The following is a 24,034-nucleotide window of genomic DNA, read 5'->3' as shown; positions in this document are numbered from 1 at the left end:
TGGCTAACTAGAAAGCGGTATGAAACAACATACCGCCATTTGGTATTTAGCAATATTGATAGAATCTTTATTAGAAATCATCTTCCGGCTGTTCGCCAGTCAGTAAAAATTCACGGTTCTGTATATAAGTATCACGAATAAATGTGTACTTATCACCCAGTATCAAATCTTCAGACTTCAACAACCCTGCTCGCTTATCCACTACCTTCATAACATACAGCACATTACGAGTAGGCACATTGTCAACATAACGAATGGGATTCATGTAACTATCAGGTACCATACCCGTTGCAGAGCGAACTGTACTAGGTCCAAAGAGTGGCAACACCAGATAAGGCCCACGAGGTACCTGCCAGTGTCCCATGGTCAAACCAAAGTCCTCGTAGTTTTTCTCAAGCCCCATATGCTCAGCAACATCGAGTAACCCCAGCATACCAATCGTTGAATTCACCAGTAGGCGCCCCGTATCATTGGCTGCCTGTTTTCCTTCTAGCTGAAGTATATCGTTAATAATGTTGGGCACTTCACCAATATTGCTAAAAAAATTAGTCACCAATTGCTCTACAGGGTCCGGCGTCACATAACGATAACCTTTAGCTACAGGCTTAAAGAAATTATCATCAACTGTTTCATTAAATTGGAAAACAGACCGGTTAAAACCTTCCCATGGATCATCAGGATGCTCAGCAAAGCTCTGCCCTATTACACACATACTAAGCAGCAGGGAAAAAGCCGTTTTGCGTAACACCATTAACATTCGAAATCCTCAACCAGTAATCTTTTTGCGCTCATGAAAGTATCTTATCTTTCTTTACATTATCACGCACGTTGTAACCTACTAGCTCATGCGCTCATGTGGGTCAGTTATCATTTATACACTTAGACCAGCAACTCACTGCATCTACCAAAAAATACGTTCAATGAGTTTTTATGGGTTTATGATTAACACTTGTCGCACTACTTAACCTAACTTAAACAACGATATCTAGCTCAAATAGCAGTACATAGCTTGTGTGGTAGATTACGATCAAAAGTCAGCACTTATGAAACACGCGATGTTTTATACAAACCTTAAATCATTACTAGCCTAGGTCAAATGAACAAGCGAAATCAGTCAGTATAGATTAGCAAAAAATATAGAACCTATCTTTTAACGGTTAAGCAATCACTAATAACATACTATGAATATTGTATAACCAAGTGATAATGCATCGACAAAAACTAAGCGCAATGCTCAAACTGATAACCTAAGCACAAACAAACAGCGATTTTACCCAGTAACTGCCAATTTCAGCAAGCACTCAATGGCAAAATTCGTGTAAATCAAGTAAAGGGTAGCAAAATAAAATCATGAGGGGATGAACAACAGGTACTGTATAGCACCAAAGTATAAATAACGTATTGTGATTTTAATAAGAGAGATGCCTTACCACCATTAGGTTTTAGGCATCTCCCATCTCTCTTTAACTAAGCAGGTACGCGTTTACTGCAATGCGGCTTTTAGCTTTTGTCCTACATCTGCATGATGTTGTAACAGCGAAAAAGTACGCGTAGCTTCCTCAGGGCCATAAGCAAATACCGCAACCGGTGTATGTGTATGTGTACCCGTTCCCCAAACCACGTTTTGCTGTTGAGATAATGCTCGACCAATCAGGTTGTAGCGGATTTCTTCACCATAAACATAAAATGCAGCAAAGTCATTTACTTTAGGTAAGGTTTCTGCCCCCAGGTAACTATGCCCTTTAACAAAAAATGGATTTTTTTGATCTGCAAGAATCGCCTTCGCTTGAGCTTCAGTGACTTTAAAACCTGTACTATCACTAATAATTTTAGCTAAGGCAGCAGGTGTTTGTTTGGCTTTTGGTAGCGCCTGATAATCGACTACCATATCTCCAAATGTCTTATTTTGGCTGTAAATATTATCTAGCACATTAGGCTTAACAAAATTGAAGAATGGAGCATAATCAGCGCCTTTAAAGCCTGCACCAGGTAGCTTTTGAGCTTTTGGCAAGTTGTGAGCAGAATAAGAGAAGCCAAATGAGCCGGTCTCATGGTCTGCCGTCAATACCACTAGAGTATCATCACGTCCCTTAGCCCAATCCAGAACAGCACCAATTGCTTCATCAAACTTTATCATTTCATGAAGCATCGTACCTACATCATTATTGTGCCCTGCCCAGTCAATCTGGCCACCTTCAACCATCAGGAAAAAGCCATCTTTATCTTTTGAAAGCAGATCAATTGCTTTTGTCGTCATTTCTTTTAAAGACGGCTCATGACGCTGCTTGCTATCTTTATTATGGGTATAAGCAATACCATCCATCATGCCTGAGTTACTGAATAAGCCCAGCACTTTACCCTCTTTAACCTTGCTTAACTGGTCACGGTCAAATGTAAGCTGGTACCCCTTCTTTTGCGCTTCCAACAGTAAGTTCCGCTCATCTTTACGCTTTGACTTGATAGCAACATTGTTACCCACCAGTTTGGCAACACTTTGTTTGCTAGCTTTATCAGCATTAACTGAAGCAGGTATCCAGTGTCGTAAACCACCAGACAGCATGACATCAGGCCCCACGTTAAGCATATCCACTGCAATCTTATTTTCGAGTGAACGGTGTGGTTGATGTGCAGCAAAAGAGGCTGGTGTAGCATGAGTTAAACGCGTATCAGAAACTAAGCCTGTTGCTTTATTAAGCTTTTTAGCTTTTTCCAATACAGTTTCTACAACATTACCTTGATCATCCAGACCAATCATTTCTGAGCCAGCTAACACCCCCAATGATAGCTGTGTTGCTGAACACGCGGAATCAACAACTACGCCACCCGCAGGATAAGTCATCGATAACCCAACAACACCTTCTTCAGCCATTTTTGTGATCGCTGTTTTTCCTTGCTTATCTTTATAAATCGAATTAGGTGCAAGTCGCGCATACGACTCCAGCAAACCCACTTGCTGAGGCCCCATTCCATCCCCGATCAGCAAAATGACATTTTTGATCTTCTGGTCAGCATAACCACCAGACGCAACAGTTAACATTGACGCTGTGATCAATCCTGCTAATAAACCTTTTTTGGCTTTCATAATCCCCTCGATACTAGCTTTGGGATAAACAATGTTGAAAGTAATTGCAGCTTATATTTATAACTCAGCCAGAAATTTTTTGAGCAAAAATACGAATCGCTTAAAATACTTACTATACGTGAGTTATACTTTTTCAATCAGTTCATACCTATTTATCCAATATGTTAACGACGTACACCCTACGCCTTCATTAATTTTCTCCCTAAACGGACTGTAAAGGCTCTAGCGTTTTAATGTTATTTGTCGTTTCATAACTTGAGGCATGTAACTTATTAAAAAACACTACAACATGCTAATTTTGTCGTATTTTTAGCCAGTTCAGCAAAAATAACAACAGAAAGACTAGCGCAGCTACATTACCAAATTGTTAGATATTACGTAAAGAATTCCCTTTTTATTTAAAATAACGAATAGCAGACTTTTGTAATTTGTAACAAAAAACATTACTGAACCTATCAGGCCTGTCTTGATACTCATTTTCAGCCGCTTCCAGCCAACCCTGCTTACTTTTCGTACGACATTATTAATTATTCAGAAACTGTACACTTAATAACAGACACGTCGTTTTACTTTGAATATTAAGTCGTAAAAGTGCTGCCATTCATACATAATTCAATTTTTCTTCATAATTACTTCATATTTTAACTAAGTTTATCCAAACCTATTGACAGCATGCCAGCTTTTATAACATTTTCCTCGCCTTACCTGACTGTCTAATCATAATTTATTGTTGATTTAGGTAATTATTGTTTATGCCGACTCACATAAAACCGTCTATTATAGAATTTAGCAAGCATGCAATGTTCAAAAATAGATCATAATAACAACACAATTCACACACCCTAAGGCTCTAGTGAATGCCCGACAACACATCGGATTGTGTTAGACACGTGAATGGGAGAGCCCCAATGCATCTCAACTATCACCGCAAATACTGCGGCAAAATACAAGCTGTCATTTTTGATATGACAGGAACACTGGTAGATTTTGGCGCTAAAGCCAATGGTCAAGCACTACAGCAGCTTTTTAACCAGTATCAGATACAGCTACCACCCGATACTTTACTGGCTGTTGCAGACTTACCTGATTTGGCCCAACTCAAGTATCTTTTTGCGATAGAGTCTATTAAAAACCAATGGCAACAACATCAAGGTTCACTACCTGACGAAAAACAGCTTGAACAACTGAATATACAGTTAAGAACACAGCAAATAGTGTGTGCAAGTCAGCAGCTGTCATTACCCGTTGACAGCAAAACTGTCTTCCAATTCATACGAAAACAAGGTTATAAGGTGGGGGTTTGCACTCATTACTGTCGAGATATTGCCAGTGATCTCATTCCACAACTGGCTGAAGAAGGTATAAAAATTGACCACTGGGTGAGTGCTGCTGATGTTAGCCAACCTCGACCAGCCCCTCATCTAGCCCTTACCTGTGCTGTTGCTTTAGATATTTTGAGCGTCTCAGCTTGTGTAAAAGTAGATGATAGTCTTAAGGGTATCGAAGAAGGTCTTAATGCTGGTATGTGGACAATAGGTACCGCCATTAGTGGAGAATACAATAACCGCTCCATCAATGAATGGAACCAGCTGAGCAACACAGAAAGAGATAAAATTCGCAGCGAAGCAACACTCAGTCTTTATCGAGCAGGTGCTCATTACGTTGTAGATACTATTAGCGATATTCAGTCATGCCTAGAAGATATTGAGGCACGCCTAAAAAGAGGAGAGCGGCCCTAACAGCCGCTCGCCACATGATTTTACCTTGCGCCAGCGTGATTATTTTATCCAGTCATTCCCCCAACGCTCTGGCTCTATTTTCTTAGCGGGCACTGTACGACGCATGTTATTTGCCCGTAAAGGAGGTTGAATTGTCGTATTTTCAAGTGATTTGGTTGAATATGCAAAGATCAGTGTGGTAAAAGCAGCAGCATCAACATTGATATCAAGCGCCCGATCATTAATATTAGTGATATCATCACACGCCTGGTGATAACAGTGATCATAGGCCTTACCAGCTTCACCGCCAAAACGTCTGGCCTCTTCTTCTGTTTTTATACCTTCAGCACCAGTAAACAAGCCTCCGAAGGCAATACCTTCATTAAAAAACTCAGCATAGTCAGACCGGAAGCTGATTTCAGTGCCTCGGTAAGGTTGACCGAATAAATTAAAAAAACGTTCAAAGGTATGTTCAATCACATCTGAACCTGGAGGCCCCTCAAGTCCAAAAGATGAGCCATCTCCATCATAAATACCATTAAAATAATTTGGAGAACCAATCATATCAAAGTTCAGATATAAGGCTATTTTATCTTTTTCTTCTTCTGTCAAGTTTTGCACATAATGTGTAGAACCAACTAAGCCTGACTCCTCAGCGCCCCACCAAGCAAACCGTAATTTATTCTTAGGCATCAGATATTGCATTTTTAACGCAATTTCCAGAATCCCAGCACTTCCCGAGCCATTGTCATTAATACCAGGTCCCTCATCTACAGAATCCAGGTGAGAACCTACCATCACCACATTATTTGGATTACCACCCTTTGACTCTGCAATGACATTGTACGTTTCGGTAGCAATACGCTTCACATTAGCCAACATCTGCAGTTGCGGACTGCGAGCATGTACCAGTGACTCTCCCACGTCATAGGTAGTAAACATAACAGGAATACCGCCACTGTAACTACTACCTAAAGTACCACTCATTAAGCCTTTACGATCTTCGGTATTTCCCTGATTAAAAATAATAACCCCTACTGCACCAGCAGCTGCCGCATTTTCAGCTTTCAAACCAAAAGCACATGCACCACGCTGAATCAACGCAATACTACCAGCTGGGAAATTATCAAAATCCTCTTCTTCACAACCACTGGTTGAATTATTATTAGGACCGAGATGAATATCAACAGGTGCTACAGGTGCAGTCACATTTCCAGGTTCAGAATGTGTCATTACTTTAAAATCAGTATCTTCTTTATAATCCTTTGAATCTGGCGCTGTTTGCACCATGGTCGATGCACCAAGCTTTTCAAATGAAGTAAACGCAAAAGGCTGAACTTTTACATCGTAACCTGCTGATGACATTAAATTAACAACATAATCTATGCTTTGATCATAGCCACTGGTACCAGATGCACGAGTACCACCATTAGCATCTGCGATCGTTTGAAACATTTGCAGGTGTTGTTTTACACCATATGCATTAACACATTCCATTAACTGCCAAGGCATACGGTTAATCGTTTGGTCACACATAGCGGCTGTTGTGCTCGTATCAGCTGTCGCTAGGCCTGACGTGCCCCCCAATATTGCAATCATTGCCGGAAGAAGTTTTTTGCGCATGATGTCCTCCATATCGTTGCGCGGATTATTTTTATTGCTCTAAAATTTTTACGGTTACATCCCTTCTATACCCACAGAGTAGGGTATATAACTTTATAGTTTTATTTTACCCTTTCAATTTATACCAGCCATACCTAACACACAATACCAAGCTAAAACTTTATTTTTCTATTTTGTTGTTTTAACATCGAACAAGTGTCTTCTACTTTAAAGTTTTTCGCTGTACAACAACAAGAGTTTGCATTATCGTACAAGTTTCACCCACAACCTATATTTTAAAATATTCATATTGATCACTCTCATCCTTTGTGAATGTTTTTATTGGGGATAGACTGGCCTGTTAAGAACAACATCAGCAGCAAAGTCTAAAAAATGATTCGCTTAGAGAGTAAATAAAAACTAATATAAAACGCCATAATTTACACTGTATTAGTTGACCTAACAGCAGTAAATTATAATGATATAAATGTCTTGGACCAAAATTTTATATCCCCTTACCATAGGGCTTTATGCGGAACGAATCCATCGCCACAGAGCGATTGACAATAGCACTCTTATTACAACAAACGTGCTAGACACTTAAATAATAATACATATAAGGAGTCATGGATGAAGTCAGTCTATAAAAAAATTGCTGGATTAACCTTTGCTCTTTGTGCCACTTCAGCGCATGCAGGTCTGCTAAGTTTTGAAGACATTAATCCTGGTAGCAATTTAGACGTTATAAATAACTACGGTGGTTTTTCATTCGGTGGTGATGGGCCATCATTAGTATTTGACGCAAGCCAACAAGCAAATGGTTTAAAAAATGCAGCGATAGACGGTGTAAATGCTGTACTGAATTTTTCTGGCCATGATATTATCATGCGCTGGCTAAGAAACAGTTTAATTAATTTTGACGGTGGTTATTGGGTTAGCGATAGCAATGATAGCTTAATAAGCTTTGAAGGATGGCGTGATGGGCAGCAAATCTTCAACAGCGGTATGTTTACGTTAAATGATACGCAAGCAACACATATCCAGTTAGGCTGGTCTCAAATAGACCAAATTGTCATTAAAACCCACTCTCCTACAGTTTGGGGGATGGATGCATTGTCCTTTACCCAAGTACCAACACCTACAACACCTGCTTTATTAATGCTCGGCGGATTAGGTTTACTATTAAACAGAAAAAAATCTACTCGCTAAGTATTTAGCCCGACATTTTACTCACAAACTTTCATCATGGGCATATAATTTTGCCTATGATGAAGCCTTGTTTGTAAATCAAGACAGAGGTGTTTAGATACACCTATTAGAAATGGTGTTTAGCCAATAATATCAAACATCTTAATATGAAGGATAGCTTGTAATTTGCTGGATATTTTTGTATAACGGTCGTAACCTACCAAACATTTTTTTATAGACTTTACCATAAAGTGCATTATATAACTTAACATTTTCCGTATGTGGCAAAAATGTTTTATCACATCGAGTCATTGCTGCAATCGCCTCAGCATAGCTTGAGTAAACACCTAATCCAACATAAGCATTAATGGCTGCGCCTAACCCCGATGTTTCAATTGTGTGAGGCCGCTTAACAGGCAAATTAAAAATATCAGCTGTTAACTGCAAAACGGCATCACTTTGCGCCCCACCACCTGATACTCGAATTGACTTTATGGTGATCCCACTACGTGCTTCAATTTGTTCTTTTCCTGCACGCAACGCATAGGCTAGTCCTTCAACAATCGCTCGATATAGGTGCGCACGCGTATGAACATCACCAAATCCAATAATTGCGCCTTTACCAAAAGGTTGTTTCAACGCAGGAGACCAATAGGGTTGTAACGTTAAGCCCATTGCCCCAGGAGGAGACTTCGCCAATAATTCATCAAATAGTTTTTCCGCAGGAACACCAAGTTCCTTAGCACGAAGCTGCTCTTCCTTACCAAATTCTCGCTTAAACCAGCTTACCATCCAAAATCCGCGATAAACCATTATTTCTGTATTATAGGCTTTTGGAATGGCTGCAGGATACGGAGGAATAAAGCGAATAGGCTCAACATACTGGTGTTGGGTTGTATTAATCGTCGCTGTAGTTCCATAGCTTAGACAGGCAATTTCTGAGGAAAATGCCCCTGCACCTAATACTTCACATGCTTTATCAGAAGCGGCAGCAAATACTGGTAATCCAGCCTTTAAGCCTATCACCTCAGCGGCTTGCGGAGATAAATGACCTAATAATGCACCTGGATCATATAATTTTGACAATTGCTGAGTAGAAACACCAGCTAGTGACCAACGCCATGACCCTTTCTTAGCCCACTGTAAACGCTTATAATCAAACGGCAAATAACCGACCATCGCTCCTGTTGAATCAACCCATTCCCCCGTTAGTTTATACAACAAGTAACCAGACAAATAGACAACATAAGTCGTCTTACTCCAAATTTCAGGCTGATGTTGCCTTACCCAGTTTGCTTGAGCTTTACTTTGTAAATACGTTAATGTTGATGACAACCCCAATAGGCCCAGGCCACATTTTAAGTAAGTTGGTAAAGGTAACAGTTGAGTAGCTCGTCGCTGATCAAGCCATAAAATAGTACTCCGTAATGGCATACCCTGCTTATCAAGAAAAACCACTGAACCTCGCTGGCAGGTTAAGGCCAGCCCTGAAATTTGTGATTGATAATCAGGGTGTTTTTGCCAAAGTTGTTGGCAAGCCGTTGACAGTTGCTGCCAAAAATAATCAGGATGTTGTTCAGCCCAGCCTGGCTGGGGTGATGTATAAGCGTGTAATGCAATTTGCTGCTTTGCCAAAAGTGTTCCGAGCTTATCAAAAACCATTGCTCTAACACTTTGCGTACCACAATCTATTGCCAATACGAACGATTCTTTTCTCATGCCTTTCTCTAATTACATGATAGAAAACAGCTTCAGTATTTTATGCACTGCTAAGAGGTTGTTGCAAAAGGCACAATGAAGTTAACTTACATTAGGTAATTGGTAAGCACGCAACCAGATCTGCTGGTATCGCTGCACTTCCTGCCGCCAGCGCTGATCATCCCAGCTTAACAATTGTTGGCAGTAGTATTTAATTTGAGGAAAATATTCATCCCCACCATTACGAAGTAATAAGCCTAAACGAGTTCGACGCAACAGTAAATCATCCAAATGTATCACCCACTCATGCATCAATATCCACTTCAACTCCGCCCATAACGTATGAGATGCACCTATGGTATTCAGCTCCTCTTTTTTCGCACAGGTAAGTAATTCATTTGCTGCTTTTCCGTAGTATCCAAATAAACGCTGCAACTGTTGTGGATTTAAGTAACGCAACCACTGATTGGAAATTGGTGGTGTTCTCAGCCATGGTGATGTGTGTATGGACACAGGTTGCGCATCTGGGCAGTATTGGGCAACTAACGTCATAACCTCCTCTGCAATTAAATGAAAGGTTGTCAGCTTTCCGCCACTAACCGAAATAAGCCCTGGCTCTTGCCAAATCATATGATGTCTAGATTCTTTAGAAGGCTTCCGCTGTCGTTTTTGACTCAATACTGGTCGAACCCCACTCCAACAACTTAATACATCACTTGCCGTAAGCTTCGCATGAGGAAACTGGCTATTAGCCGCTGATAGTAAATAATCAATTTCTGTTAATGATATTTTTGGTTCTTTATCAAGTTTTTGGGACTCATCGAGATCCGTTGTACCAACAATCGTTGCATTATTCCAAGGATAAATAAAAACGGGGCGATGATCTTGAGGATGAAAAAAACTGACCACAGCGGGAACAGGCAATCGCCAAGCAGGAAAAGTCAAATGACTTCCTCGTAAAGGTCTTAGCGTTAATCCCGGTGCTAATGACGCTAGCTTATTACTCCAAACACCTGTCGCATTAACCACGACCGTGGCCTCAAGTACTGCCTGCTTATTGGCTTCAGTACAAACTTTTACACCCACAACCTGATTGTCTCTATACACCAGCTCATCAACACGCGTATAGCTTAACAGCTCAGCCCCATCATTTTTGGCTTCTTGCAACACACGCATAACCAGTCGTGCATCATCAGTTAGAGCATCTTGAAAACCTGAACCACTCACACAAGCCGACGATACAAAAGGCAGTAATTGCCGTATTTTTAATTTATTAAACCACTGACGCGTTCGATACCCAGCCAATCGATCATAACAAGTTAACAGTAACTGAAAGGCATGATGTGTAGGCCATTGCCATGGCTTATGCAGCATTAAAAAAGGTATGAAGTTGACAAGTCCAGGTAAAGATTGTTGCAACCATTCACGCTCGTTAATCGAGTCTCGTGCTAACTTCCAGTCTCCACTTCCCAAATAGCGCAAACCTCCATGCACCATACTTGAAGAACGACTCGATGTGCCCCAAGCAAAATCACGCTGCTCAATCAACAAGCAGCGTAACCCTTGTTGTGCCGCTGCACGTAAAATACCTGCTCCTGTAATACCTCCACCAACCACGATCACATCCCAGCTTGGGGTGGAAAGTTTTTTTAAATAATCAGGCGACAACATCTGTAGTGTCCTTGAGTACATGGGATAAATCACCAGATGCTGTTGGACCAGTTGCTGTTAGCAAAGTATCGAAATTTGGTGGTAATAAGTTATGGGCACATAGTCTTGCATTTGGGTCAAAGTGCTGACATAACGCTGAAATAGCCTTCAACTGTTGTTCATCTTTTGTTGAAGGTAGAAATGTACGGTGATCAACTCCCACTCCATGATGATGACTGACGGTCCCGCCATGCGTTACAATGGCTTGCATTACTGCCGCTTTCAATTTTTGCCAGCGTGCTAAAGTAATGTCATAGGTTTCTCCAAGTCGAAATACAAATGTCGTATACAAACTTGCGCCTTGGGCATAGCAGTGAGAAATATGGGTAAAAACATGCACCTGCTCAGCAGCATCGTGTAAAGCACTACGAAGCGCTTGCTCCATCGCTTGACGTAATGAATCAATATGTAACCACTGAGTCGCTGTTTCTACCGTATCAACACCATAGCCTGCTTGCCATAGGGTCTCTCGCAAATAAGGATTTCGATAACGATGGCGTTGCCATTGTTGGCCAATTAATTGCCCAGTATTAACCCCACCATAAAAACGACTGATGCGACGTAACTGCTTCCAGGCATGATGACATTGCGCTTTTTCCCCAGAAACACCAACTAGTAACTGGCACCGCCCTGCTTTAGCTCCTCGCATTACAAGTAGTTTTTCTAACCAGCGAATTGCATTTTGTTTGTCCGATAGCCGCAAAAAAGTTTCCGTCTCTTCCGGGGCACTCAGCCTTAGCATCGATAAAGGTATACGTTGTTGTAGCGCTTGTTGACAGGCTGCAATACCTGCCTGCCAGTCAGGGAAAAATAATCCATAAAATGCTTCAAACCGAGGTAGTCGGGAAATATTAACAATCACCTCAGATAAAATGCCTAACCGCCCTTCTGAGCCCAAAACACATTCTTTTAAATCAGGACCAGCAGACTCCGCAGGAAATGGACGTAAATAATAACTACCCTGGAATGTTTCTAAACGACCGCCAGCAAAGAGCGTTTCAATGCGTCCATAACCCAAAGATTGCTGACCACTTGAGCGTGTGGCGACCCACCCACCTAGCGTTGAGTATTCAAATGACTGAGGAAAATGTCCCAACGTAAAACCATGAGCCTGTAGCTGAGCTTCTACTTGTGGACCTGTAGTCCCTGCACCAAATGTTGCTAATAAACTTTCTTTATCCAGTGCAAGCAACTGGCTTAAACGAGACATACTGACAGTTAAAGTAGGTCTTGCACCTGCCTGAGGGTTAATATGTCCTACCACACTAGTACCGCCCCCATATGGAATAAGATTGCAATCCATTTGCTCTGCCCATTCCAACAACTGAAGTATATCATCACGACTTTCTGGAAAAGCGACACCATCAGGCACCGTTTCAAATTGTCCACTTTTTTTAGCCAGCCAGTCAGCAAAACTATGCCCTCTGGCATAACATACACGAACCTCTGGGTCTTTATTAACTAAAGAATGATTAGCCAAACGACTTTCTGCAACCTTGGTAGACACCGTTTCCAGCAGAACTTCTTCAAGAGGATAACCTGGACCAATTAAATCTGCTAAATAGTGAAGTGCATGCTCAGGAAGCGGGTAGTCATGGCCTGCTTCTCCCCAACTATTCCACCTCTGCATAACGAACCTCCCTATCGATAGCTCACATCAGTCTACTAAAAGGCTTGAATAATAATGACGAAAAATAGACATAAAAAACTTTATTACATGGCCTATTCAGCTTTTTTATTGTTTTTAATATTTATAACTATACCCTTCACGAATGATTTCTAGGTTTTGTTATCTTCACTCCTCACCCCAATCACCTATTAATATAGGCTCATGGGGCTTAGTTATTCGATGGCCGCACCTAAAAACCATTCATATTGGGTATATCCATCCATTATGGGTATATGATTGTATTTTTAGTTCATAGCCAAACTAAAAATGATCTTATCATGTTTATATCTTATCTCGCTTTTGCACCATCACTCTAAATGTGTGGTTTATTCAAAATGCACCACTTTTGGATATATACTAACGGGAATAAATACCAAAGATAATGTCAAAAAATGCCACATAAAGTAACAATTGAGGCCAGCTCATTATTAGGTGAAGTGTCATGGGGTAGCTTATTACCCTACCTACATTATGCCCATCAATTAGATATCAACACCCAACAACTTTTAAAGCAGCTATGTATTATACCTTGTACAGATACCGCTGCGCGATTTCCTGGCTGGAAGGCACAACAATTACTACTCGCATTAATCGATGAAGCAAACGATGAGCTTTTTGGACTGCACGCGGCTCAATTTATACAACCAGCGTCTTACAATGTGCTCGGCTACATCACTATGAACTGCGCCACTTTAAACGATGCTATTCTGCGAATTACACCTTATGAAAAGCTAGTAGGCGATATGGGTAGCACATCCTTAGACTACTTGCCTGATCGATTACGTATTAGTTGGTCATGTATTTATACACACCCAACAATCAAACGACATATGGTTGAGCATTGTTTTGCTGCATGGACCCACTACGCTCGCTGGATTACAGGAAAGCCTGAGCGTACTCCTATTGTTGTACACTTTGCTCATAATGGCCCTGTAGAAGCCGATTATCAGGAGTACAAGCAGCTATTTAATTGTCCAGTCTATTTTAACAAGCCTGAAAATAGCCTGGATATAGCCCTTACCGATCTGCACACACCTTTACAACAAGCCAGCCCGGCATTACTGAAAACCTTGGAGCAACATGCACAACATGTCGTTGCAACGCTCACCCCCCAAGCCAACTTAACCGCACGCGTAAAAGCCATTATACAGCAACAGCTTTCTAGTAATGCCGTATTCACAAAAGAGGAGATTGCTAAACAACTGGGAATGACCACTCGGACGTTACATCGCCACTTAAAAAGTGAGCAAACAACATTTCAGCAATTACTTGATTTGGTTCGGATGGAGCAAGCTAAATATCTACTGAAAGAAAGTGCAATGACAATTCAGACAGTTGCTGAGTACTTGGGCTTTAATGAAGTACGCTCATTTCAGCGCAGCTTTAAGCGATGGACTGGCATAACACCCAGTCGCTATCGTACAGCACAAACTATCCAGTCAACGTCGTGTAATTATTAAACAGGGTCTTGGTGAATAGTAATATCTGCATCAGGGTAATCGGCTTGAATCGCTGCTTCAACATTATCAGCAATTGCATGGGCTTGTGCTAAGGTTAAATCCTTATCCAGTTCAACATGCATCTGGATTATTGGTATCATCCCTGACTGTCGTGTCCGTAACTGATGGATACCACGAACGCCATGTACAGCCAAAGCCAAAGACTCAATATGGGTCAGGGTATAGACAGGAAGTTCACGATCCATTAATCGATTAATTGCATCCACTAGAATTTCTCTGGCGCTCATAACCATATAAATGGCTATTGCAATCGCGAACAAACTGTCTGCCTGATGGATACCCATAGCTGTTAACGCCAATGCCGCAATAACCGCTAAGTTAGTCAGCACATCCATTCGATAATGCAAAGAATCTGCTTTTATTGCAACGGAGCCTGTTAGCTTAACCGCAATATGTTGAATACCCAATAATACAAAAGTAAGCAGAATAGCAAAAATACTTACGCTAATACCAACCCATTCCGCTTCAACCACCATTGATTTCCGCCAGTGCCCTACTGCATGAAAAATCAGCACTAATGCTGATCCCATAATAAACATAGATTGAGCGAGTCCCGCTAAAGATTCTGCTTTACCATGACCAAACCGATGGTCTTCATCAGCAGGCTTCAACGAGTAACTCACTGCTCCATAATTAATGATGGATGCCATCGCATCCAGTGACGAGTCGATGAGAGAAGCCAAAATACTCACTGAGTCTGTTACCACCCAGGCAACTAATTTTACCAAGATCAGCATAATAGCCGTTACGACAGATGCTGTACTGGCAAAGCGTAACCAAAATACTTTATCTTCAGATTTAAAAATAGACATAGTTAATTCGTACTCAATCCCCAAACAACAACTCACGAAGGGTATACTTGACTCAAGCCAGCATTGCTCTCAATATAGCGCTTTTTTACAACATACAATGTGTTATAGGTGCCATTACATTATTGGTTAAACGGGAAGAGTGGTAACTAGAGCCTGCTGGGTTCTAACAAGCCAACGCTGCCCCCGCAACGGTAAACAGTCTAGGTGATAAGACCACCTAAATACCCAAAATCCACTGTGCTTACTGAGTAATAACTCATCAGCATGGGAAGGATGTGGTAGCTGTTGTTTCATATACAACAGTCTGTAAGCCCGGATACCGGCCTATAACCTACGTTAGGTGATGCGGAGGGCTTCACCCACAGGTACTTCCCTTTTCTTGGGATCTTTAACGAGCCTCTGTCAGAATGTGTATACATTACATATTATCCGACAGCTGTTACCTGTTTGCCCTTCTCAAAGCCACTCAACAGCAGTACATGGTTTTGAGGACTCAATGAATAAAATCAGCACACTCATTACAGGAATCTCTTTTTTCAGCCTGTATTATACCGCCACTACCCAAGCAGAAGACAGTTACCACCTACCCAATATGGTTGTCACTGCTACAAAAACACCTCAAGTGATAACTGACTCTTTAGCTCCTGTTAATGTTTTTACCCGGCAAGATATTGAACACTTACAAGCACAGGACATATTCGATGTACTTCGACACGTGCCAAGTGTAAACATTACTACCACAGGAGGTAAGGGCACAGTATCAAAACTGTTCTTTAGAGGTTCAAGTGACAAACAAGTTCTAGTGCTCGTCGACGGCATAAAAATAAATACTGCTACCAGTGGCAAAGCATCTTTATCCTCAATTGATATTAACCAAGTGGAACGTATAGAAGTTGTCAGAGGTCCTCGCTCAGTGCTATATGGGTCAGAGGCTCTTGCCGGTGTCATCCATATTTTCACAGAGCAATACAGCGAAAAACCCATAGAACCTTCTTTTAAGGTTGGATTTGGCTCTCATAAAAGTGAGCAATATATGACTGGGATAAAAGGTAAGCAGGGAGATGCCTATTATGGGCTAAAAACGAGCTACTATACGACAGAAGGCTTTAACCGTTGGCATGGTGACTTAAGTAATGAAAATGATGGCTATCGCAACAAGTCTTTTACAGGGAATATTCAATATCAGCTCAATAATGATAGCCAAATAGCCCTACAGCTCATGCGTCAAAAAGCTGATGCGGAGTATGACAATGCTTATCTAGTAGATAGCCCAGTTTATACCGAAACCACTCTCGAAACAGTTAATACAAATTATAGCCATCAACTTACTCAACAATGGGACATTAAAATCAGTGCTGGCCTTACCACCGATAAATCTGATGACAGGACAGATCATATTGGCCGTAACTTTTTGTTAGAGTCTAAACGTCGAGCATTTAACTGGCAGAATAATATACAACTGTCTCCAGTCCAATTAATCACCTTCGGCTTTGATTACAGTGATGATCATTTAAGCTCAACAACTAGTTATGATGAAGATGAACGTGAAAACCGTGCCTGGTTTATTCAAGACCAGTTACAACTTGGCAAGCATGAAATCCTGCTGGGATTTCGTCAAGATGATAATGAACAGTTTGGCAAGCACAACACTCGAAACCTTGCTTGGGGTATGCCAATTAACGATACTTTTAAGGTAACAGCCAGCTACGGTGAAGCATTTGTAGCACCATCTTTTAATGACTTATATTATCCCAACTTTAGTAATCCTGACTTAAATCCCGAACAAAGCAAACACTATGAATTGGGTTTACAAGCAGATTTTGGACATACTCAGTGGCAAATGAACGTGTTTAAAACTGACATTGACGATATGATTATTTTCCAAAATAGTAAACCTGAGAACAGCGAAAAAGCGCAAATTAAAGGCGTAGAGCTTGCTATCAATACCCTATGGCAAGGCTGGCAAATTGATAGCAACTTTACAATTTTAGACCCTGTTGACAAAAACACAGATACTGACGGCCAAAACAAAGAGCAAACCTTACCTAACCGAAGTCGTAGACAATTTTCCATTGTGACCCATAAAAACTTTGGGCTATATAGCCTAGGTTTTGAATGGCAAGGCCAAAGTAAACGTAAAAACATAGGTTCGGACAACGTAACGCTACCTGGTTATGCAACCGTAAACCTAGTCCAGGCTTATGCACTGACAGATGAAGTCAGTATTGAGTGGAAAATAAATAACCTTTTTGATAAAGACTACGTAGAGGATTTAAATAATAATATTCCTTACGAAACCGATGGTATTAATACCTTTATCTCTTTAACGTATCGGCCCAACCTTTAAACAACTGACGCTAAACTCTTATGACAAATAATGAGCACACGCGCCACAAGGCGCGTATGATTAAAAAAAAACAACATATTGACCAACGTATTGCAGCGGCCAATGAGTCCCGCGGCATCATTCTTGTCTTAACCGGTAATGGTAAAGGAAAAACAACTGCCGCATTTGGGAATGTAGCACGCTGCATAGGCCATGGTTATCACACAGGTATAATACAGTTTATTAAAGGTGACTGGCCTTGTGGTGAACGTCAACTTTTAGAGCAAACTGGACGCGCTACCTTTCATGTGATGAAAACAGGTTTTACTTGGGAGACTCAAGATAAAACAGTGGATATCGCTGCTACACAAGAAGTCTGGAAAGCAGGAAAAGTAATGCTAAGTGACCCTAACCTACGTCTTGTTGTCCTTGACGAAATTACTTATGTGCTACGCTATGGCTACTTGGCAATAGAAGAGGTTATGAGTGCATTACAACAACGTCCAGCCATGCAGTCGGTTATTATTACCGGAAGAGGTTGCCCTCAAGCGTTAATTGACATAGCTGATACAGTAAGTGACATTCAGCCCGTTAAACATGCTTTTGATGCGGGTATTCAAGCACAAGAAGGTATTGATTGGTAAGTTAAGACAATGGAAGCTTTTTATTACTCGCCGATTTTTACGCCAGCTAATTTCTGACAAATTGTTTCCATTGCAACTAAAATACGAGGTGTTTGTCGTAAAAAGTGGTCCGGATTAACCGTTATTATTCGTTTTTGTTGAACGGCTTTTAAAGTCTTCCAACGCCCTGTTAATTGCTTTACAAATAGAGGATCAGTAACTATTAACCAATCAGGTTGATGTGCAAGAAGCGCTTCAAAATTTACTTGAGGCGCTATAACTTTAGCATCATAAAATATGTTTTCACCACCGCACAATGAAACAACTTCAGACGTTAAGTGTTGTCCATTCAGTGTTTGAATTGGATTAATATTTAATAATATAGCGACTTTTTGTTTTAAAGATTTCGACTTAACCTGAGATGCTAACTGCTGCCATCGCTGTTTAAACGCTAAAGCAGCTTGTTTTGCTTCAGACTCATGAGCCGTTATCGAGCCAAACCGAATCAACTCATCTTCGATAGCTTGTAATGTTTTCGGTTCTGAAAAAATAATAGGTATACCTAACTGTTCAGCCTTTCCCCCAAGTAAGTGCTTATTTCCACTCCCCCAAGCAATAATCAATTGCGGCTGAACAGCAAAAATTTGTTCCCAATTAAGTAAGTTATAAGCACCAATAATAGGTTTTTTTTGTGCATCTGGAGGAAAATCACTACCATCAATTACACCAACAATATTCTTTTCAGCTCCAACAGCATACAGTAGCTCAGTGATATGAGGAGCCAAACTGATCACGCGTAGTGACGTGCTTTCCACTTCGCTATGATCATGTCCTTGTGCTACTGAAACTGGAATGAATGAGATCAGCAAGGCCCAAACTAACAAAGAAAAATGCAACTTGAACAAGCGATAATTTGTTACTCTGAAAGCCATGTTGATAATTGCACCTCATCAAAAGGCCAAAATAGTTTTTTTTCTCTGTGTTTATCTTCCAGTACTGGAATATGTACACCATATAACGCTATTAACTTGTCGCATACAGCAATATCAACAATCTCTATATCTATGCTTGATATATGAGAAGTTGAGTTTATCAAACATAATGCCTGTTCACACAGGTGACACCCTTCTGTAGAGTAAAGTATTAGCTTTCGTTTTGTCATACATTTAAGCTCGATAAATATACCTATGACGAAAGGTTTTCAGAGGTTTAGTCAAATCCTCTAGTTAAACTACATTGCCACTATCCTTAACAAACAAGAATACTGAAGGCAAATCCTAAATGCTTCATGACAGGTATAAGTTATAAATCAGGTGTTTTATAGCATATAAGTAACCGCTCTTGCGATATTTTATTGATAAGAACTTATAGGTACTTCTAAAAATACCCTTTTTTCGTGATAGCGGTGTCAGCACGGCACTCATGAACCCGCCAACATTTATTAAACTTAAGGCTGCTATCATTAAACATGCAGTAGCATGTTTAGCCATTTTGTAAAAGCAACTATAAAATAAAAGGCATAAAAAAAGCCCTTAAACAGGGCTTTTTTTGTAGTGATGAAGCAAGCTAGTTTGTAACAGCAGCGCTACAACGACTAGCTTCGTTACGTTCACTTAAATCGAACTTAAACGCAAGAAAGACGATAACAAAGTCGATCAATGCTGTACCTAAAAATCCAACAATAGACTGAATTGATGCATAGTTCTGTGGACTCATCAGATAAGCACCAATATTTGCAATTCCGAAGAGAAACCAAGTCATTTTACTGACCCCTTTTCCTGTTTTACTTTTTAACAGTGCAACCAACTGAATCACTGTAGCGGCAGGAAAAATGATCATTGGAAAAAAACCAGCAATGGTAACAATGATCTCAGGCATAATATGTCTCCAACTACTGCTTAACTAATAACTACTTGGCAAATCAGTACTTACCGCCCCCTGTCCTGGAACGGTATCACTTAAATTTACTTAAACGAACTAACCAACCCTCTACACCCTCTTTAACGGGGCATTAATGGCGGATTATACTGCAACTGGCCTTATATAAATTGATACTCGTCAGCAAACTTCTGCTATTTGGAACCTAGTTCACTTACTGAGATAAATTGCATTAACTTATGGTATTAGACCAAATAGCCCACTTCTCAGTCAATCGGCGAGGGATCGCCGATTGTCATTATGACACGCTCCCTGCAAATCAGTTTCGATGGCAAAGTCGCCAGCAGCGGTGAATTTTAGGGTTTCGAGCAAAGTCAGGGTCTATCGTCTTGCTAGATAGTTCTTCTACCTCAAACCGATAAAGCAGCTGATCCGCAAACTTAAAGCGCCTAAAGTTGTTAGAAAAATACAGAGTACCTTTCTTGTTCAAACGAGACATAGCCAGCGTTAATAATTTCTCATGATCACGCTGAATATCAAAATCTTGTTCAGTACGCTTTGAGTTTGAGAATGTAGGAGGATCAATAAAAATGAGGTCGTATTGAGTGTGGTTTTGCTCCAACCATTTTAAGCAGTCAGCTTGGACCAACTGATGCTGCTCCCCTAACCCATTCAGGGCAAAGTTTTTTGTAGCCCAGCCAATGTAAGTCGGAGACAAGTCCACACTGGTTGTAGAAGCAGCCCCACCCAGTGCCGCATGAACGGACACAGATGCAGTATAACAATATAGGTTCAGTACACGCAGACCTCTTGCCTCAGCAAATATTTGTCGCCGCATCGGCCGGTGATCCAAAAACAGTCCAGTATCCAGATAATCTTTTAGATTAACCAAGAACCGAGCCTGATATTCAGTCACAGGAAAGAAGTCACCGGTTTGATCATGTTGCTTATATTGCTGAGTTCCTTTTTGCTTTCGACGCTGCTTAAGCACAATTTGGTTACTCGCAACACCTGTTACATCCGGTAGAACACTCAAAGCATCCAGCAAGCGCTGCTGTGCACGCTCAGGATCAACACTGGCAGGAGGAGCATACTCCTGAACATGAAGCCAATCAGCATAGCGGTCAATGGCAAACGCATACTCGGGCATGTCAGCATCGTAGATTCGATAACAATCAACATTCTGTTGTTTTAGCCAAGGTTTTAGCTTTTTAATATTTTTACGAAGCCGATTAGCAAACATTGTTGCTCCTGCAGAAACAGGTGCTTCTACATAAGCTTCACGGCTGGATTGAGTCTGCCCTTCTGCGTGTTTATGGGCTTTTACTACATACTCTGGAGAAACATCAAAGGTCAACAGCTTACAAGGCAAGGCACCATTATAAAATGAATACTGACGCTTAGCTCTTAGTCCCATTCTTTTCGCCAGTTCAGGGTTGCCAGTAATTAGTCCTGCATCCCAGCCCATACAATGCTCTCTTAGCTGGGTTCCTAAGTTTTGGTACAAATAAAGTAGTGTGGCATCCTCTCCTAAACGCTCTCCATAGGGAGGATTAGTGACTAAAAACCCCTTTCCTAAGTTGCCAATAACTTGCGGTAATGTAGAAAGATCTTGGTGTTTAATTTGGACTTTATCTTGTAAACCTGCTCGCTGGATATTGTTACATGCTGCTTTAAGCGTTGCTTGATTAGTTTCTAATCCAATAAACTCAGGTAGTTCACGTTCAAGGCCCGCAGCAAAGCGATCTTGAGCTTCAGCGACAATTTCTCGCCAGTGCAGAGGAGTATGTCCATACCAACGGTTAAAACCAAAATACTGACGATTCAGCGCTGGAGCTCGATCCATAGCCATATGAGCAGCTTCAATTACCAGTGTTCCAGCACCACACATAGGATCAATCAGCACTGGGTATTCTTGCCAGCGGTTTGGCCAACCTAGACGATACAAAACGCCTGCCGCTAATGTTTCTTTGAGTGGTGCTGTCCCTGCTTGTAGTCGATAGCCCCGTTGGTGCAAGCTGTCACCTGACAAGTCTAGAGCAATAATAACGTGATCACGCTTAAGATAAGCATTAACTCTTAAATCTGGCTGTTTAAGCTGAACCGTGGGCCGCTTTCCTGTTTTAGTCCTTAAGAGGTCGACAATGGCGTCTTTAACCGTTTGTGTGCCAAATCGAGTATGTCTGATTGCATTTGAAGAACCAGAAAAGTCAACCGCTAAGGTTCCTGTTGGTGATAGATGATCTTCCCAGGGCACTTGTTGTACCAATGCGTATAAGTCATCAGCACGTTCAACTTTGCCTTGAACCATAGGAAGTAGAACCCGGTTAGCAAGACGACTCCACATGCAAATACGGTAGACATCCAGCATTGCCGCTTTGAATGTCACGCCGGCAACGGTTTCTTTAACTTCTCGCCCTCCTAGCGACTGAATCTCTTCAGCTAACAAACCCTCCAAATGCTTTGCACATGTTACAAAGCAGTCAACTATCGTATTTGCCATAGTACGTCATCATCTGAGCAGGTAAAAAAATCCGGCTATTCTAGCGGATCTACGATGAATTCAAAGCATAATCTTCATTATTGCTTATTGTTACCTGTATTGATTTACTTCAATGAACTAAACTCATATAGAGAAGATTAATAAAAGATTAATTATCTATAAATAATGATTTCTTAACTTTAAGAGTGCTATCCGCTATTACTCTAACTGAGGTGTGTGTTAAGAGGGGTCATTAACCACCAGTTTAATGTAAGCATTCCTTTTGCAAAATACTTACTACTGTAATCATTCAATTCACTCATTAAAGCCAGTGAGGCGATCTGGATTATGAAAAGACAAAAAAGAAGTAGAGAAGAAAGGGCTTTCCAAAAAGGGTATCAATCAGGCGTCACAGGAAAACCTAAAGAATCCTGTCCACACGATCAACTCAATCAACGACAAGCATGGCTAAGCGGCTGGCGCGAGGGACGAACCGATAGCTGGGATGGCTATACCGGTGTATCAGGCATTCATAAACAGCAGCAGCTCCACTACAGTTAGACTACCTCCTCTTACACTTTTAACACACCAACAAACCAGGGCCTAAGTTTTATAGGCCCTGTCACATATCAACTCAAGTTTCTTTTTCGAGTGACTTTTTAATCTCTAATACACAGTCCCTGATTAGAGTGGGTCCCTGGTAGATAAATCCAGAGTAAATTTGCACGATATCTGCGCCAGACTTAATTTTTTGTACTGCATCCTCTGCACACATAATTCCGCCAACCCCAATAATGGGGAAATCTGGCCCTAATTCAGACCGCAAAGCACTAATGACCTTATTTGACACTTCCTTTAATGGAGTGCCACTAAGTCCTCCCGTTTCTTGCCCATGCTTATAGTCAGAAACCTGCTGTTTATCTATCGTCGTATTCGTTGCAATGATGCCATCAAAACCTTGATCACAAACGGCATCTGCCACTAACATTATCTCATCATCTGTTAAGTCAGGCGCTATCTTAAGGGCTAATGGACGATAACAGCCATAGCGTTTAGCAAGCGATTGCTGCTCTGTTTTTAAGCAGGATAGTAGCTGTTTTAATGAGTCCCCAAACTGCAATGTTCTTAGACCCGGGGTGTTAGGTGAAGAAATATTGACCGCAATATAGTCAGCTGCAAGATATACTTTGCGTAAGCAGGTTAAGTAATCTTCATTTGCTTGTTCGACAGCCGTTGTTAGGTTTTTTCCTATATTAACCCCAACGATTCCTGAGTAATTGCGACGAACCACTTGCTCAACAAGGTGGTCAACTCCTTTATTATTGAACCCCATTCGGTTGATGATGGCCTGTTTCTCAGGTATTCGAAATAAGCGCGGACGTTCATTTCCTGGCTGAGGTTTTGGGGTAACCGTACCCACCTCGATAAAACCAAATCCCAAATTGCCTAACCCATCAAGACAGTCTGCATTTTTATCCATACCTGCAGCAAGCCCCACAGGATTTGGGAAAGTTAACCCCATGAGCTTAACAGGGCATTCGGGTAATTGAGGCATAAAAAAACGGGTCAAACCTAGTGTTTGACCCGTCTTGATGGCAGTTAAACCAGCATCATGAGCTAGTTCTGGTGGTAATGTAAACAATAGTTGACGCAGTAAGTGATACACAGGCTGGACCCTTTACTCCATAGTTGCAAGTTGGCGCAAAATTATACCCTGAAAACTCAC

Annotated in this window: 18 protein-coding genes and 1 riboswitch; of the genes, 6 read left to right on the top strand and 12 right to left on the bottom strand. The window is 41.1% G+C overall.

Annotated elements, in window-relative coordinates; genetic code table 11:
* Window positions 1-70: 70 nt before the first annotated feature.
* Together KHS79_RS03915 and KHS79_RS03910 are read right to left on the bottom strand one after the other, a co-directional pair.
* Window positions 71-757 carry an MlaA family lipoprotein gene (locus KHS79_RS03915; protein WP_027709819.1) on the bottom strand — a complete coding sequence of 229 codons (687 nt, stop codon included), beginning with the start codon at window positions 755-757 and terminating at the stop codon, window positions 71-73.
* 726 nt (window positions 758-1,483) lie between these two features.
* On the bottom strand, window positions 1,484-3,082 hold the full coding sequence (locus KHS79_RS03910; protein WP_027709818.1) for an alkaline phosphatase: 1,599 nt from the start codon (window positions 3,080-3,082) through the stop codon (window positions 1,484-1,486).
* Between the two features lie 908 nt (window positions 3,083-3,990).
* Here KHS79_RS03910 and KHS79_RS03905 point away from each other — a divergent pair.
* Window positions 3,991-4,821: an HAD-IA family hydrolase gene (locus KHS79_RS03905; protein WP_212716770.1), complete on the top strand. Its 831-nt coding sequence runs from the start codon at window positions 3,991-3,993 to the stop codon at window positions 4,819-4,821.
* Window positions 4,822-4,860: 39 nt separating this feature from the next.
* Here the strand turns inward: KHS79_RS03905 and KHS79_RS03900 are convergent, their stop codons facing one another.
* Window positions 4,861-6,423, bottom strand: a complete 1,563-nt coding sequence (locus tag KHS79_RS03900) for a M28 family metallopeptidase (protein ID WP_325167547.1) — start codon at window positions 6,421-6,423, stop codon at window positions 4,861-4,863.
* A 609-nt stretch (window positions 6,424-7,032) separates the two neighbouring features.
* Here KHS79_RS03900 and KHS79_RS03895 point away from each other — a divergent pair.
* On the top strand, window positions 7,033-7,611 hold the full coding sequence (locus KHS79_RS03895) for a PEP-CTERM sorting domain-containing protein (protein WP_212716766.1): 579 nt from the start codon (window positions 7,033-7,035) through the stop codon (window positions 7,609-7,611).
* A gap of 141 nt (window positions 7,612-7,752) precedes the next feature.
* Here the strand turns inward: KHS79_RS03895 and KHS79_RS03890 are convergent, their stop codons facing one another.
* The 3 genes from KHS79_RS03890 to KHS79_RS03880 form a co-directional block, all read right to left on the bottom strand.
* The gene (locus tag KHS79_RS03890) at window positions 7,753-9,309 is read right to left on the bottom strand and encodes an FGGY-family carbohydrate kinase (RefSeq protein WP_212716765.1); all 1,557 of its coding nucleotides are present in this window, start codon (window positions 9,307-9,309) and stop codon (window positions 7,753-7,755) included.
* Window positions 9,310-9,390: 81 nt separating this feature from the next.
* Window positions 9,391-10,959: a glycerol-3-phosphate dehydrogenase/oxidase gene (locus tag KHS79_RS03885; protein ID WP_212716763.1), complete on the bottom strand. Its 1,569-nt coding sequence runs from the start codon at window positions 10,957-10,959 to the stop codon at window positions 9,391-9,393.
* Window positions 10,946-12,628, bottom strand: coding sequence for an FAD-binding oxidoreductase (locus KHS79_RS03880; RefSeq protein ID WP_212716761.1), 1,683 nt, complete (start codon window positions 12,626-12,628; stop codon window positions 10,946-10,948). Before KHS79_RS03880 ends, KHS79_RS03885 begins: the two co-directional genes overlap by 14 nt.
* Window positions 12,629-13,059: 431 nt before the next feature.
* Here KHS79_RS03880 and KHS79_RS03875 point away from each other — a divergent pair, with 431 nt between their 5' ends.
* Window positions 13,060-14,127, top strand: coding sequence for an AraC family transcriptional regulator (locus tag KHS79_RS03875; protein WP_212716759.1), 1,068 nt, complete (start codon window positions 13,060-13,062; stop codon window positions 14,125-14,127).
* On the opposite strand, the gene KHS79_RS03870 is transcribed toward KHS79_RS03875, so the two are convergent.
* Entirely contained in the window at window positions 14,124-14,999 is an 876-nt protein-coding gene (locus KHS79_RS03870) for a cation diffusion facilitator family transporter (RefSeq protein ID WP_212716757.1), read from the bottom strand. The two genes, KHS79_RS03875 and KHS79_RS03870, sit on opposite strands and share 4 nt — an antisense overlap.
* 89 nt (window positions 15,000-15,088) lie before the next feature.
* A riboswitch (cobalamin riboswitch) is annotated at window positions 15,089-15,341 on the top strand.
* 154 nt (window positions 15,342-15,495) lie between these two features.
* On the opposite strand from KHS79_RS03870, the gene KHS79_RS03865 reads away from it, so the two are divergent.
* Both KHS79_RS03865 and cobO read left to right on the top strand, forming a co-directional pair.
* Complete coding sequence (locus KHS79_RS03865; protein ID WP_212716755.1) at window positions 15,496-17,346, top strand: TonB-dependent receptor domain-containing protein; 1,851 nt, start codon at window positions 15,496-15,498, stop codon at window positions 17,344-17,346.
* A 20-nt stretch (window positions 17,347-17,366) separates the two neighbouring features.
* Window positions 17,367-17,969 (top strand): cob(I)yrinic acid a,c-diamide adenosyltransferase, encoded by a 603-nt coding sequence (gene cobO, locus KHS79_RS03860; protein ID WP_212716753.1) that lies wholly within the window; start codon window positions 17,367-17,369, stop codon window positions 17,967-17,969.
* A 23-nt stretch (window positions 17,970-17,992) separates the two neighbouring features.
* On the opposite strand, the gene KHS79_RS03855 is transcribed toward cobO, so the two are convergent.
* The 4 genes from KHS79_RS03855 to rlmKL all read right to left on the bottom strand — a co-directional run bounded on the left by KHS79_RS03855 (window position 17,993) and on the right by rlmKL (window position 22,329).
* A complete protein-coding gene (locus KHS79_RS03855) occupies window positions 17,993-18,880 on the bottom strand; it encodes a helical backbone metal receptor (RefSeq protein WP_212716752.1) in 888 nt (295 codons plus the stop codon).
* Entirely contained in the window at window positions 18,865-19,110 is a 246-nt protein-coding gene (locus tag KHS79_RS03850) for a glutaredoxin family protein (RefSeq protein ID WP_212716750.1), read from the bottom strand. Before KHS79_RS03850 ends, KHS79_RS03855 begins: the two co-directional genes overlap by 16 nt.
* Before the next feature lie 404 nt (window positions 19,111-19,514).
* Window positions 19,515-19,826, bottom strand: a complete 312-nt coding sequence (locus KHS79_RS03845; protein ID WP_051311466.1) for a hypothetical protein — start codon at window positions 19,824-19,826, stop codon at window positions 19,515-19,517.
* A 319-nt stretch (window positions 19,827-20,145) separates the two neighbouring features.
* Window positions 20,146-22,329, bottom strand: coding sequence for a bifunctional 23S rRNA (guanine(2069)-N(7))-methyltransferase RlmK/23S rRNA (guanine(2445)-N(2))-methyltransferase RlmL (gene rlmKL, locus KHS79_RS03840; protein ID WP_212716748.1), 2,184 nt, complete (start codon window positions 22,327-22,329; stop codon window positions 20,146-20,148).
* 327 nt (window positions 22,330-22,656) lie between these two features.
* Here rlmKL and rmf point away from each other — a divergent pair, with 327 nt between their 5' ends.
* On the top strand, window positions 22,657-22,869 hold the full coding sequence (gene rmf, locus KHS79_RS03835) for a ribosome modulation factor (RefSeq protein WP_027708489.1): 213 nt from the start codon (window positions 22,657-22,659) through the stop codon (window positions 22,867-22,869).
* Between the two features lie 73 nt (window positions 22,870-22,942).
* Here rmf and KHS79_RS03830 read toward each other — a convergent pair whose 3' ends face one another.
* A complete protein-coding gene (locus tag KHS79_RS03830) occupies window positions 22,943-23,974 on the bottom strand; it encodes a quinone-dependent dihydroorotate dehydrogenase (RefSeq protein WP_212716745.1) in 1,032 nt (343 codons plus the stop codon).
* Window positions 23,975-24,034: the final 60 nt, after the last annotated feature.

The sequence above is a fragment of the Zooshikella ganghwensis genome, from assembly GCF_018263875.1.
In the GTDB taxonomy this organism is placed as follows: Bacteria; Pseudomonadota; Gammaproteobacteria; order Pseudomonadales; family Zooshikellaceae; genus Zooshikella; species Zooshikella ganghwensis.
The sequence above is the reverse complement of the archived record's forward strand: the minus strand, read 5'-3'. Positions and strand labels throughout refer to the sequence as shown.